Raw genomic sequence first — 14,751 nt, forward strand, 5'->3', positions numbered from 1 at the left:
GAGATAAAAGTTGACAAAATATTCCATCAAAAAAGTCTTCAGATTTTCATCCAAAGGCTTTCAACAATCTTTTCCATGCCGTTCCCATGGATGGGTGCAGGATCAGGGGCTTGCTACACTTTTACTGGTCGAGGATAATGAAGAGTTTCGTTTCAATCTTAAAGATAGCTTACAAGCCCATTACCATATTTTAGAAGCTGCTAATGGCAAAGAAGGCTGGCAAAAAGCTCTGTCGGGTCATCCACAGCTCATCGTAAGCGATATCAGTAAGCCATATCCCAATTATCTTGCTTACAGCTCGCGATGATAAAGAGATATCCTTTACGGTATCAGCATAATTACTGAAATCAGTTAACGCCCTGCCCAGGTAGGTTTGGAAACCGCAACGCGCGATAATAAGCCAGGTCGTGCTCGGGCTTAACGTAGCCCGCAGGTATAGGCTGTTTCGAAAAAGTTTGAAAATAAAGCACACAGGCATCTCTCCAACGCACGGCTTCCTCGTATTGAATAGCCATTAGTTGCTTAACTTCGATAAAACGTTCATGGTCCACGTAGGGCTCAAGCGAGCCCCAAACCTGTTGCATATGTTTTACCGAATCGGCCCCCATGTAATAATGGTGCACCATCTCTTCCCAAAGTGTTTTTCCCGATCGCATTTTATAGTTCCATGCCAGGTGATGAAACCAGAGCAGATATTCATCGGGGCATGTTTTCAGGTCTTCAAAATACGCCCGTACTTCCGGCGAATATTGGCCCAAAGCATTGCTTCCGGTGCGGGTCCTGTCAAACCCAACACCAAGGCTATCTGCTTTATGATAATACACCGCGGTCCAGTCGGCCCTGCCCAGGTTATCCGTCCAGGGACCGGGGCCGTAATGGGCATTGGCGCCCATAATGTGGTGCAGGCCCAATGGGGTCATATAATTTACCGTGTTTTCGCGCGATTGCAGCATTTCACGCTTCATCGGGTCAATAAAGCGACTGTCATTGGTAAACGTCATGCGCAGCCAATCATCAGCAATATCCGAAGCAGTTTGTTCGGGGTCCCATGCCAGCCGGCCAAAACAATACCAGTTAGCCTGCGCAAAAGGGTGGCCGCACCAGTTGATATCGGTGCCTATGTTGGCAACGCCGGCCATGCCGGTAATGAGATTAGGGTTATATTTACCTTCCAATACCCGCGCTACGGTGCTATTTTTGCCTTGTGCATAGGTATCGGCGTTGAGGCATTCTTTAAATAAGGGAGCCTCGTAAACCAGGTGGGTCGAAAAGCCAAGGTACTCCTGTGTAAGCTGCACCTCCAACATCGTCGGGGTATTAGGCAGAGCGCCAAATAACGGGTGGAAAGGCTCACGTGGCTGAAAATCTATCGGCCCGTTTTTTACCTGGATGATGACGTTATTCTTAAATTTCCCGTCCAGCGGTTTAAATTCATTATAAGCCTGCTTTGCGCGATCATCGGGTACCTTATCATCATAAACAAACGCACGCCACATCACAATACCATGGTGCGGCGCCAAAGCATCGGCCAGCATATTGGCGCCGTCCGAGTGGCTGCGCCCGTAGGTTTGCGGGCCGGGTTGCCCCTCCGAATTTGCCTTCACCAAAAACCCGCCAAAATCGGGTATATATTGATATATTTCATCTGCCTTATCATGCCACCATTTTTGCACATCGGCATTCAGCGGGTCTGCAGTTTTTAACCCGCCTAATTCAACAGGGCTGCTAAATTTTACTGAAAGATATACCTTGATGCCGTACGGACGAAAAGCATCGGCCAAAGCCTTTACCTTGGCCAGGTAGGCAGGCGTCAGCATCTGGATATTGGCATTTACGTTATTTAATACTGAGCCATTTATCCCCACCGAGGCATTGGCACGTGCATAGTCCAGGTAACGCGGGTCAATATAGCCCGGCAGTTTATGCCAGTTCCAGATCGAGAAACCAGCATACCCGCGCTCAACCGTGCGTACAATATTATCCCAGTGATCAAGTACGCGATACATCGTTTTGGGATATTCGATAATGTTTAAAGCAGATATAGATTTTCCTGTTTGCAATAATCTTAATAAGCGAAATGTGCCGTATAAAATGCCCAGATCGGTTTTTGCGGTTACGATCACCGTTGAACGGCCTGTTTGGTTAACCGTTTTGATGATATACCCCTCCGCTCCAATTTGTTCTGCCTCACGATCCGGAATAGTTTTTTTAAATGAACCTATTTTATCGATCGTCGCGACCACTAATCCGCTTTGCGCGATAGGTGCCGCTTGTGGTTTTGTGGCGATAAGGCCTGCCAAACCTATCATCAATTCGTTTTTAGCAACAGCTAAACGATCCGAACCCGCCGGGAAGAAAAAATGGGTTAATCCACGCTGATATTGAGTTTTTAAACCGGCATCCACCACAGGCCTGTACCGCAACCAAAGGTCATATCCATTTTCTGCCTTCAAAAATTGGCTATGCAAAAGCACAGTGAGTACGATTAATAAACGTAATTTCATAAAACGGGTATTAAAAATAATAAGCGGCTGTTAATTGCTCAATTTAGGTTATGCAATCGATTGTAAATATACTAAGCTTTATTATCTTTATCAGGAAAATCTCCTCAATATACAAAGCCAATTATCTAAACTGTAATCTGATAAGCTCATTTTGGATTTAATGAAATGGATTTTAATATGATCAGCTATAAAAAACTCTCTTTACTCGTAGCCGTGTTTTGCTGCTGCATGATATACCGGTCTTATAGTCAGGTGTACAACAATGGCAATGGTGCTTTTGCATCGGGTAAATACCGTAACCTGTTTAAAGAACGGGGTCATACCGACAAAGAGATCACGAAAAAAATTGAGAAGGCATACCAACAGCTTTTCTTTGGCGATCCGGAAACACAGGCCATTTATTTCCCCGCCGGGCGAAATGAGCAAGGCGAACTGGCTTATATCAGTGATGTGCCCCATAACGATATCCGTACCGAAGGCATGTCGTACGGCATGATGATCGCAGTCCAGTTAAATAAAAAGGCTGTTTTTGACGCGTTATGGAACTATGCCATGACTTATATGTACATCTCTTCCAAAGATCATCCTTCGGAGGGATATTTCTCCTGGTCGTTAAAAAGAAATGGCCAGGCCAACGAAGAAACCCCGGCTCCCGACGGTGAAGAGTATTTTGTAACCGCGTTATACTTTGCATCCGGTCGTTGGGGCAATGGCACCGGCATCTATAACTACCATCAATGGGCCGATCGTATCTTGACTGCAATGCGTCACCATCCAGTTAAAACCGGGATGACAAAATTTGGCCAGCGAAGCATAGGGCCAATGGTGAATGAAGCGCATAAAATGATCTGTTTTGTTCCAGGAATCGACCGTAACAACTTCTCAGATCCGTCTTATCATCTCCCTCATTTTTACGAGTTATGGGCCAGATGGGGGCCTGTCGAAGATCGCCCATTCTGGCAGGCTGCAGCCGATACCAGCCGGGCATTTTTTGTTAAGTCCACCAATGCCGTAACAGGGCTTGCACCCGATTATGCAAACTTTGATGGAAAGCCACATACCTCACGCAGGGGCGGCCATTCACAGGATTTTTCTTTTGATTCCTGGCGAACGGCAAGCAATTGGTCGGTCGACTGGCTATGGTTTGGCAAAGCACCGCAGGAGCGCGTTTTGAGCGACCGCATCCAGAGCTTTTTTGCATCTAAAGGGATGGTTCAATACGGCTGCCAATATACCCTCGATGGGCAAACCATGCTCGATTCCCGGCACGCAAGTGGTTTGCTCGCGACAAACGCGGTAGCGAGCCTTGCCGCCACCCAACCTGTTGCCAACGAATTTACCGATGCGTTATGGAACGCGCCTATTCCGCAAGTTTTAGTAGAGCGTTATTATGATGGGCTGTTATACCTGATGAGCCTGCTGCATTGCAGCGGAAATTACAGGATATATGCGCCTAAATGATTTATAAACTCCAGTTATTGAAATCGCACCCAGTCGGGCTCTAAGGGATTTTCATCTTTTAGAACAATAAACAGATCGTGAATACCTTGTTGCGGTTTTCCTTTCGAAAATACCCAGGCATCGCTCTTGTTAACTTTCACGCTACCGATCAACGGACCATAACCGCATTATAGTTTTCATAGTTTAATTATTTATGCCTTTATATTACGCATTCATTCTGTTAGTCCGTCCTAAACCAGTCAAAATCAACATAGCCGCCAATTTGTTTAGTAGCATAGTTAAACAGGCAGAATTTGTTGCCTGTAAATCTGGTCAATTGGGAGTATTGCAGCAATGCGGTACCGCGGTTTGATTTTAGTAAGTGCTATGACCTGGATGGCTGCAACAGGTACGGGCACGGCCAATGGGCCACCAGTATCAAATATCATAACGGTAAGTTTTACCTGCTCTTTATTACACTAAACGAAGGCGGTTTTGTGTGCACAGCAGCTAAGGCCGAAGGCCCCTCGGAAATAAAAAAACTTCCTAAAGGCTTTTACGATCCGGGGCTTTTCCCCCATCATCCCACAGATTTTTTATTTTTAAGATATGCAGAGGGCGATATCTGATATTTATCCCTAAAACAGGTACTAAAGTATGCCAGACTATTAAAGCCCGCCATATACCCCGCCTCAGATATCGTGTACTTCCCGGTGTCCAAAATTTGTTTGCTCCGTTTAAGCCTGAGTTCACGCATAAATTCAACCGGACTTAACGAAGTTAAACTTTTCAGTTTCCGGAAAAAGGTAGTGCGGCTCATTCCAATCTCAGATGCCACATCATCAATATTAAAATCCTGATCGCCTAACTTTTGCTCTACAATCTTGATAACATCTTCCAAAAAGGTTTCATCTTTTGAAGTCATCACCGGCAAATCAGATTCTTTACCCCAATTAAATGTCTTATCAGGCTGATCGGCTGTAAATCTTTCGAAGAGCTTTTTCCGCGAATGAAGCAAATTCCCTATAGCGGCAAGCAGCAGCGCATTATTAAAAGGTTTTGTGAGATAAAAATCCGCTCCGTATTTCAAGCCGTTAATCCGGCTCTCAACCGATGATTTGGCAGTCAGTAAAATAACCGGGATATGGCTTACATTATGGTCATGCTTAATGGCATCCAGCATTTGTATGCCATCCATTTCAGGCATCATAACATCCGAAATGACAATGTCCGGATAAGAACTCTTTGCCATATTCAAACCTTCAAAACCATTGGTCGCTGTTACTACCTGGTAATAGTTATTCAACTTGTTTTCCAGGAAATTGCGCAGATCAGGATCATCTTCTACAACCAACACTGTTGGTCGGCTGGTGTCAGTTGCGGTTTCCGTTATTACTTCGGGGACTTGTACTTGCTCCTCATTAAGCACTCCCGTTGCCACAAACTGGGCGGCTTCACCGAGTTCTTCGAGGCTGAAATGATCGCAGCCCTGCCGCAGCTCTAATATAAAAGTCATGCCGCCGGTTGAGTTAAGATGGGCTGATAAATTACCTTTATGACTTTGGGCCAGGCCACGGGCAAGCGCCAGGCCGATGCCTGTGCCTTTCAAATGTTTGTCGTTAGCACTTTGGTCTTCATGATACAGCTCAAATATGGTTTCCAGTTGCTCCGGAGCCACACCTTTACCTTCATCTTGTACAGCAATCTTTATCCATTCGCCACCGTCGGATTCAGATAAACTGAGCGTCAGGTTTTTCCCATCGGGCGAAAATTTAAAGGCATTTGATAAAAGGTTATAGACGATAATTTCAATTTTTTCAGGGTCGATCCATGTAAAAACGGTTGCTTCGGGTATCCGGATATTATACTGAATGTTCTTCTCTTTGGCTGCGGTTGCAAAATATGCACCTGTTTCCCCAACGAGTAAATTAAGATCAGTTTTTACAATATTCAACTGCATTTTTCCGCTTTGTACCTTCCTGAAATCCAGCAGCTGATTGGTAAAACGAATCATCCTGGCCACGTTGCGATTGATGATCTTAAAATATTCTCGTCCTTTTTCTGATAGGGTCTCCGTTTCCGAAAGTTCTTCCAGCGGGTTGGATATCAGTGTTAACGGTGTACGAAGCTCGTGCGAAATGTTGGTAAAAAACGAAAGTTTTACTTCGGTAAGCTGCCGCTCAACCTCAACCTTGTTGCGCAACCCGATCATTGTAGTAACGATATTACCTGTCAGCCAAATTACAACCGCCGCCAACACCAAATAGGTGAGATAAGCCCACCAGGTTAAGTACAATGGTGACCGGATAATAATTTGCAAGGCTTTTTCCGGCACGTTTGAAAACAGATCATTACTATAGCCCCGTACCCTGAATGTGTAAGTTCCGGGAGGCAGGTTGGTATAAATAGCTTTATGCATATCATTTACGATATGCCAGGTGGTATCAAAGTTTTCTAATTTATAACTGTAGCTAATTTTGCTGAAATCCCGGTAATCTAATACGGTATAGTCTATACTGATCGCATTTTGATCATGATTGAGCGTTACAGATCGGGTTTCATTAACCGTATATTTCAAGGGCGAGTTTTCAACCCCCGGTATCACGTTTTTATACGATACCTGCATATTCGTCAACACCATATTTGCCGGCAAATGATGGGTGCCTATCTCGCCGGGTTTAAATGAGATGTAGCCATCGAGGCATCCGAAAAGCAATGTCCCGTCTGCTGCCTTAAGGCAGGTAGCTTCCGAGAAGTTAGTTTTGATACTGGCTTCAAAAGGGTCGTAATTTCTAAAAGTTTCGGTTTTAGCGTCTAAACAAGCTAAACCGGCGGCCGTGGCTATCCAAACATTATTTTGATTATCGGCAACCATACTGAGTACCACATCATTAGGCAATCCTTGAGTAGTGGTAATAGTTTTAAACTTTACATTACTAATATCGTGATTGTTTACAATGATCTTACTGATACCCCCACCAAAACTCCCCAACCAAAGCTGTCCTTTATTATCCTTGCAAATGTATTGTACATGGTCGGTAGCAAGGCTGTTAGGGTCGCCGGCTATTTTTTTATAGATGATAAAACGATAGTCATCGTTTACCTGCTGATTCCCGTCAAAAACCAGCACGCCGTTGCCGCTCACCACCCAAATATTACCATCGTTATCCTCGCAGATGTCGCGCACCATTTTGGCGAGCGGGTACGGATAATTATGAAAAGTATTAAAACAATGCCTGAATTGGTACGAACTACCATTAGCAACCAAAAGGTTCAGCCCCCCTCCGAATGTACCTACCCAAATCCGACCTTTGTGGTCCTCAATAACCGAGTATACCTTATCGCTACTTAAACTATTCTTATCGCCGCTGATGTTTCGGTACTGGCTTACCGTATACGATGTTTGCGAACTGTTTACCGGCGTAGCTTTAAATAAACCATCGCCTTTAGTGCCCATCCACACATTGCCTTTGCTATCCTGGGTAATTGAATAAACAAAACCAATATGATTGGACTTATTCGCAAATACATTTATTTCGGCTTTATGATCATATACATGTACAAGGCCATCCATGGTACAAACCCAAAAACGCCCTTTCAAATCCTGCATCATGGCGCGCACATCGTTTTCAGATCGTGAACGTGGTTTTACCGCCGGTTGGATATAATTAAACCCATTTGCCAAAGGAGCGATCTTGAACACTCCTCCATCCTTGCCGCTAAGCCACATTATACCGCTTGGATCAAAATACAAGGCGTTTATCACATTGGAGAATTTTTGAAATGGTGAACCGGGTTCATCAAAAAAATACTCCACCTTATCAGCGGCCGCATCATAATACCCAAAACCGCCCCCCCGCATACTAACCCATAAAATGCCATTTACGTCTGTATACAAATGATAGCCCCGGCTTAATGAAGGATAATCGGGCTTTTGACTGAATGATTTGATTACCCCTGTTTGAGGGTTGTATTTATCAACGCCATTACCATCGGGTTCGATCCATATCTGTCCGCTCCGGTCTTTAAACAACGAATGATAAACAGCATGATCATTGGGCTTAATTGGAGTTTTTTGGCGCGTAACAGGGTTGAAATTGATCAATCCTTCGCCACTGGTAGATAGATAAATCTGGTTTTCTGCCAGTATACAAACATCGTTTACAGAAACGCCACCGGTAATCTGCTCAGATACAAATGTTCGCTGCACTTTATCATAAATTACCAATCGTCCGTTTGCCGTACCAAAATATATGGCGCGTGAGCCCTCAGCCATACAATTAAATTTGGTATTGGATAGTTCGCGGTCTGATGCCGCGTCAAACTTAACTTTAACATAAGTGCCATCGTCTCGTCGTACCAAGGCATCCAGGCCCCCACCCGACCCAACCCACATCCAGCCATTTTTGCTGATCCGATGAAAATTTACCCGATCGCCCTTAATTCGCAAATCTCCTTGCTGATCCTTTGAGAAATAAGTAAGGACAGGCAAACTGCCAGGGCGGTTTTGCACATAATATATCCCCTCCCGCTTGGTAACGAACCATGCACCTCCCCTGGGATCGGCTACGATTTTATCGATAATTAACTGTTCGTTATGAAATTTTTTGTAATATCCCTGAAATGGGTCCACAAAGGCTTCGGTAGCCTTTTCAAAACGATAAACCTTGTAATCGAACGTTTGAACCCATAGATAAGCGGCCTTATCTTCTACAATATCTTTTATTTTGTCTGAATGGACGACAGAACTATCGCCAGGCCTGGTTTTATAGATAACAAAATTATGCCCGTCGAAACGGTCGAGGCCATCATAGGTACCAAACCACATAAACCCTTCCCTGTCGCGCGTTATGCAGATCACACCATCATGAGAAAGACCATCCTTGGTGCCATAATGGGTAACCTCGCTTCTAATTTGCCCATACCCCGTTACTGATGACAGCAGGCACAGACAGATGAAAAGGTATCTCATTGGGGTTAAGTTTGAGCAATAGATACACCTACCGTAATTTCGCAAATTACACCAGGGATATATCCATCGATAGAATCCAAATATATCAATTAGCTTTAAAACCGGCATAAGTAATTAACCTATTGGATGGGATACAACTCTGACGACACCGATCCATCGGCATCTTTGCTAATTATATCCGGTTATAAATATTAGTTAATAAAAATAATAAGCTTCTATTTCACCCTATTTTATTGCCCAAAAGTTAACAACAAAACATTTTCGATCAATTTTTGAATATGATTGGTCAATTTTCTAATGTCTCAGATATAAAATATATTTAAGATTGCTTATCAATTATTAACTAACCTTTATGAAAAACTTTACTCAAAAAATGAGGCACCTTAGTGTGCTTGGCCTTGTCGTAGCCGGCATCTTAGTCAGCCAAACGGCACGATCGCAGATTGCATTCCCTGGGGCGCTGGGTTTTGGCGCCAATGCCACGGGCGGCCGTACCGGTACCGTGTACCACGTAACTAATTTAAACGATTCCGGCGTTGGGTCCTTCCGCGACGCGGTAAGCCAATCCAATCGTATCGTTGTATTTGATGTGGGCGGATATATTCAGTTAAAAACTGCCGTATCAGTTAAAAGCAATATCACCATTGCGGGGCAAACGGCGCCGGGCGGTGGCATAGGCTTCAGAGGCGGCGAGGTATCTTTCGCCAGTTCAACTAATATTATCTGCCGCTATATCCGCATACGCCCCGGCAGCGAAACCGCCAGTACCGATGATGATGCCCTGAGCTTTTACCGCGCCACCAATGTCATCGTGGATCACTCATCCATCGAATTTGCGCCATGGAACAACGTCGACGGCGTGAGCGATGACTGGCAGAATCACCCGGTAAACAGCATCACCATACAACACTCACTCATTGCCGACCCAACCGGCCAGCAATTCGGCGCTCATACCGAAGCCGTTAACGGCACATGGTCGTGGTTTTACAATATCTTCGCCAACTCGCACAACCGTAACCCGCTGGCCAAAATCAACACCGTTTTTGTAAACAACGTGCTTTACAACTGCTCGGCAGGCTATACCACGCACACCAGCACCAACTTTAAGCACGATATCATCAACAACTATTTTGTTTTCGGCCCGGCGTCAACCGGTACGGATAACAGCTGGTACCAGATAGATAAAAACCAGAGCATCTACTACAGCGGCAACATGAAGGATAACAATCTTGATGGTACGCTAAACGGCAGCCCTACTACACCTTACTGGTACCAGGGGCCGGGTAAGATATTAACCTCGCCATGGTCGCCGTTCCCGGCAGTCACTATTTACAGCGCGGCTACCGCTTACCAGCTAACCACATCCGATGCCGGCGCTTTGCCCCGAGACCAGATGGACTCGCTGATTATTAACCAGGTACGCACCGTCGGCAAGGGCACAACTGGCACAATAGCGGGTACCACCGGCCCCGGTGGCGCATTATATACCAGCCAGGCACAAACCGACTTACCCAACAATGGTTACGGTGTAATTAACGGCGGCACCAAAAGCGTTGATACCGATAACGATGGCATGCCCGATTATTGGGAAAAAACCATGGGTTCAAACCCGGCGGTTGATGATTCGCGCACGCTTGCATCAGATGGCTATACCCGGCTAGAGCATTATATTAATTGGCTGGCCGATCCACACGCCGTGACATCAACTGATATTTCTGTTGATGTTGACCTGTATCAATATACCGGCGGTTTTGATTCGGCTTCGCCGGTATATGCGGTTAGTAGCCCAACAAATGGTACAGCGCAATTATTGCCGGATGGGCATACCGTGCGCTTTACCCCCACCTTTAACTTTAGCGGTATGGGCAGCTTTGGTTTTAGCGTAACCACTGCCGATGGTGTGTACAGCAACACTGTAGCCGTTTTAACGGTAAACAACCAGGCTCCGCAGGTAATTACCTTTAACGCTATCCCAACTAAAAAATTCGGAGGTGCCGATTTTGATTCCGGCGCAACAAGCAATGCAGGTTTACCGCTTACTTATTCGGTTAGCGATAGTACTGTTGCCACTGTAGTTAACGGCAAAATCCATATTGTGGGTTTAGGTACCACAACTATCACTGCAACACAAGCGGGTAATGCAGCATGGTCGCCGGCCAGCGCAACACAAACTCTTACTGTAACTGACCAAAGCCCGCCGGTAATTACTTTATTGCCCGGCCCGGTACTATTATACCTGGATGCCAACGGTTCCGCTTCGGTTAGTGCTGGCCAACTGGCTACAGTAACTGATGATGTAACCGCGCAACCTAAAGTAACATTAAACGCATCAGCATTTACCTGTCAATCGGTTGGTAGCCAGCCCATCATTATCACTGCTACCGACGATGCAGGCAATACCAGCCGCGATACCACCAACGTAATGGTAAAAGATACCATCCCGCCAACAGTAATTAGCAAAAACATCCAGGTAGCATTAGTAAACGGCGCGACTACCATCACTCCCGACCAGGTTAACAATGGCAGCTACGACAATTGCGGCATCAAATCCATCAGCGTATCACCATCATCATTTGCCTGCGGCCAGTATGGCGATAATACGGTTACGCTTACCGTAACTGATAACAGCGGCAATACCTCGAGCAAAACCGCAACGGTAACCATACTGGGTGTAGCACCTACCCCTGCTATAGCCATAAGCCGTACCGATCAAACCTATACCGGTTTACCTGCAAATACCCTGGCTATAGGATACGGTGCGCAAAACTTAACCTTAACTGCCAGCAACAGCACTTCGGCAGCTTCGGCCAGCCATTACCAGTGGAGCCCGGCTACAGGTTTAAGCAACGCTACATCCGTCAACCCGGTATTTACTCCGGTTGCGCCAGGAAGCTATGTGTTTAACGTTACCGTAACTAACGAGTTTGGCTGCACGGCATTAACTCAGGTAACCGTTAATGTAATCGACGTACGTTGCGGCAATAAGAATGATAAAGTAGCCGTTTGCCACGCCACAGGCAGCAGCAATAACCCATCTAACCAGATATGTGTAAGCGCTAACGCCGTACCGGCCCAGTTAGCCAATGGCGGTAGTTTAGGCTCATGCCAGTCGTTTAATAATACCACCTTTGCGACTACCTCAACAGGTACTATCCAGGAGGCTACGGCACCCCTATCATCATTAACTGCATATCCAAATCCGTTCGGCAGGCAAACAACGTTGAGCTTTACGCTCCCTGCTAACGACACCCACGTAACGCTCGAAATATACAACAGCAGCGGTACTAAGCTAGCTACTTTATTTACAGGCAGCGCCCAGGCCAATGTTAAAAACGACTATGTGTTCGACGCAAGCCGTTACGCGCCGGGATATTTTATAGCAAGATTAACCACTTCGGCAGGAGTACAAACCTTCCGTTTAGTTATGGCTCATTAATTTGCAAATTGTAGTGTTTACAAGGTCGCCGGTTTTCCGGCGGCCTTTTGCTTTTCATCACAACATGTAACAATAAAACTACACCAGGCATTCATCCCTGGTTTTCAACTAAATTTATCCCATGCAAATTTCCCGCATCATTAAACTATCTGTAATTGTCACGCTATTCACTGGTAGTATAACTTTAACTTCCGCACAACGCATCAACCGCAATACAGTTGTGAGCCGGCACAATGTAAAGCTTTCCCAAGCTGATCCGTTGTCTCCGCTTTCTGTGGGCAATGGCGATTTTGCTTATACTGCCGATGTTACCGGCATGCAGTCGCTGGAGGGCTATTATTATAAAAATGGTATTCCGCTCGAAACGATGTGCACCTGGGCCTGGCACTCGTTCCCGAATACCCAGCATTTTAAGCTGGAAGATGCGATGAAGCCGGTCGATTTTCATGGCAGGCAGATCCTATACGCCAGCCAGGAGAAAAGCCCGGCAGGTGAATACTTCCGACAGAACCCCCACCCGGTACCGCTGGGGCAGATCAGCCTGATGGAAGATGGCAAAGCCTTGAACGTTACCGATATTACCCATATTGATCAGACGCTCGATTTATGGCGAGGGCTTATCAACAGCAAATACGAATTGAGCGGCCAATCCGTATCGGTGCAAACGGCGGCTCATCCCGAAAGTAGCACGGTAGCTTTTTGCATTAAATCGGCCTTATTAAGGTCAGGTAAACTGATGCCAGCCATCCGCTTCCCATACGCTTATGATCTGTCGATAAAAAACAAACCACCTTTTGACTGGAGCAAACCCGATAAACATCAAACTACGATCGTCAGCCAATCAGCCAACAGTGTTTTGTTAAAGCGCAGCATTGATGGAACAATATATTACGTTGCGATTCATTGGCAGGGAAAAGCCAAACTGATAACCCATAACTCACATTTTTACCGTTTTGATGCTACCGGAAGTGATAGCCTGAACCTTGTTTGTGAGTTTATGCCGACAATTACTAAAGTGTCTCCATCTACTTTTGAAATGGTGAGATCAGCAAGTACTAATGCCTGGAAAGATTACTGGGAAAAAGGCGGCATAGTTGACCTGGCCGGCAGCAAAGATCCACGCGCGGCCGAATTAGAACGCCGGATAATCCTTTCTCAATACTTGTTGAAGGTAAACTATGGCGGTTCCTTTCCACCGCAGGAGACAGGTTTAACACATATCAGCTGGTATGGCAAGCACAACTCCGAAGTATATTGGTGGCATGTGGCTCAGTTTTATGAGTGGGGACATCCGGAACTATTGGCCAAAAGCTTCGCTTGGTATAAAAAGATTCTTCCACAGGCTGTTGCCGAAGCCAACCGCGAAGGCTTTGAAGGTGCGCGCTGGCCAAAAATGGCGGGCATCGACGGCCGTACCAGCCCGGGTAGTATTAACCCGTTCATTATCTGGAATCAGCCAAATCCAATTTATCTGGCGGAATTGCTTTATCGTGCTGCTCCAACCCGGGCAACTTTAAAAGAATATAGTGGTGTCGTTTTTGAATCAGCTAAATTTCTGGCATCTTACGCATTTTATGATAGCAACACGAATCATTATGTGCTTGGGCCACCAATTAAAGCTGTAAACGAACATACCGACCAAAACAATACCCAAAACCCAACATTCGAGCTAGTACAATGGTATTACGGCTTAAAAGTTGCACAGGACTGGCGCGTGCGAACGGGCCTGCCTCGCGACAAAAAATGGGATGATATCCTGCAAAAATTAGCACGCCCAACTGTTCGTAATGATCGTTATGCCGAAATAGAAACCGATCCGGGAGATGGTGGATCGGACATGATCATGGCACTGGGTTACCTGCCTCAAACACCGATGATCGACCCTAAGATCATGGCCACCACGTTCGACAAGATCTACGAACGCGGCGGGATGCGCAGTTTTATTAGCTGGAGCTTAGGCAAAGGCGCGCTCACCGCTGCAAGGTTAGGCGAACAGCAAAAAGCCATCGATATTTTGTGTAACGATACCTTCGGCGCTCATTTTTTAAATAACGGACATGTGCAGCGTGCCAAAGAGCCGCTAACCTGCCCTGCCTATCTACCAGCCAACAGCGCTTTTATGGCCGCCGCCGGTTTAATGATTGTTGGTTGGGATAGTGGACCGAACATCAACGCTCCCGGCTTCCCGAAAGATGGAAGTTGGAATGTGAAATGGGAAGGGCTGAATAAACTGCCTTAAATCGCATAGGTCACCGGCCAAAGTTGACTAAAATACCACCGCCGGATACCCACATTGACGGATATCAATGGGGGTATTTTGTTTTACATTACCGCAATACGCCCGATTGCAAGGCATCCATATAAAAACTCCTCCTGGTTTTTGCTTTTACTTAAAAAAT

At 45.8% G+C, this 14,751-nt stretch carries 8 protein-coding genes; 5 read left to right on the plus strand and 3 right to left on the minus strand.

Annotation, left to right across the window (positions count from 1 at the left end; all coding sequences use genetic code 11):
* Window positions 1-10: 10 nt before the first annotated feature.
* A complete protein-coding gene (locus tag ACFGVR_RS04270) occupies window positions 11-307 on the plus strand; it encodes a hypothetical protein (RefSeq protein WP_448701381.1) in 297 nt (98 codons plus the stop codon).
* A gap of 40 nt (window positions 308-347) precedes the next feature.
* Here ACFGVR_RS04270 and ACFGVR_RS04275 read toward each other — a convergent pair whose 3' ends face one another.
* The gene (locus ACFGVR_RS04275) at window positions 348-2,504 is read right to left on the minus strand and encodes an alpha-glucuronidase family glycosyl hydrolase (RefSeq protein ID WP_448701383.1); all 2,157 of its coding nucleotides are present in this window, start codon (window positions 2,502-2,504) and stop codon (window positions 348-350) included.
* A gap of 165 nt (window positions 2,505-2,669) precedes the next feature.
* Between ACFGVR_RS04275 and ACFGVR_RS04280 the strand changes: the two genes are divergently transcribed.
* A complete protein-coding gene (locus ACFGVR_RS04280) occupies window positions 2,670-3,965 on the plus strand; it encodes a glycosyl hydrolase family 8 (RefSeq protein ID WP_448701384.1) in 1,296 nt (431 codons plus the stop codon).
* A gap of 220 nt (window positions 3,966-4,185) precedes the next feature.
* On the opposite strand, the gene ACFGVR_RS04285 is transcribed toward ACFGVR_RS04280, so the two are convergent.
* On the minus strand, window positions 4,186-4,299 hold the full coding sequence (locus ACFGVR_RS04285) for a beta-xylosidase family glycoside hydrolase (RefSeq protein ID WP_448701385.1): 114 nt from the start codon (window positions 4,297-4,299) through the stop codon (window positions 4,186-4,188).
* Between ACFGVR_RS04285 and ACFGVR_RS04290 the strand changes: the two genes are divergently transcribed.
* Window positions 4,259-4,573: a hypothetical protein gene (locus tag ACFGVR_RS04290; protein ID WP_448703060.1), complete on the plus strand. Its 315-nt coding sequence runs from the start codon at window positions 4,259-4,261 to the stop codon at window positions 4,571-4,573. The two genes, ACFGVR_RS04285 and ACFGVR_RS04290, sit on opposite strands and share 41 nt — an antisense overlap.
* Here ACFGVR_RS04290 and ACFGVR_RS04295 read toward each other — a convergent pair.
* Entirely contained in the window at window positions 4,525-8,916 is a 4,392-nt protein-coding gene (locus tag ACFGVR_RS04295; protein WP_448701386.1) for a hybrid sensor histidine kinase/response regulator transcription factor, read from the minus strand. The genes ACFGVR_RS04290 and ACFGVR_RS04295 overlap by 49 nt on opposite strands.
* A gap of 352 nt (window positions 8,917-9,268) precedes the next feature.
* Between ACFGVR_RS04295 and ACFGVR_RS04300 the strand changes: the two genes are divergently transcribed.
* Window positions 9,269-12,352 (plus strand): PKD domain-containing protein, encoded by a 3,084-nt coding sequence (locus tag ACFGVR_RS04300; protein ID WP_448701387.1) that lies wholly within the window; start codon window positions 9,269-9,271, stop codon window positions 12,350-12,352.
* Between the two features lie 121 nt (window positions 12,353-12,473).
* A complete protein-coding gene (locus ACFGVR_RS04305) occupies window positions 12,474-14,591 on the plus strand; it encodes a hypothetical protein (protein ID WP_448701389.1) in 2,118 nt (705 codons plus the stop codon).
* Window positions 14,592-14,751 lie beyond the last annotated feature (160 nt).

It is taken from the genome of Mucilaginibacter aureus, assembly GCF_053514885.1.

Coding starts and splice junctions, on each gene's coding strand:
- ACFGVR_RS04275 (WP_448701383.1), bottom strand. CDS start 2,504: ATGAAATTACGTTTATTAATCGTACTCACTGTGCTTTTGCATAGCCAA.
- ACFGVR_RS04280 (WP_448701384.1), top strand. CDS start 2,670: ATGGATTTTAATATGATCAGCTATAAAAAACTCTCTTTACTCGTAGCC.
- ACFGVR_RS04295 (WP_448701386.1), bottom strand. CDS start 8,916: ATGAGATACCTTTTCATCTGTCTGTGCCTGCTGTCATCAGTAACGGGG.
- ACFGVR_RS04300 (WP_448701387.1), top strand. CDS start 9,269: ATGAAAAACTTTACTCAAAAAATGAGGCACCTTAGTGTGCTTGGCCTT.
- ACFGVR_RS04305 (WP_448701389.1), top strand. CDS start 12,474: ATGCAAATTTCCCGCATCATTAAACTATCTGTAATTGTCACGCTATTC.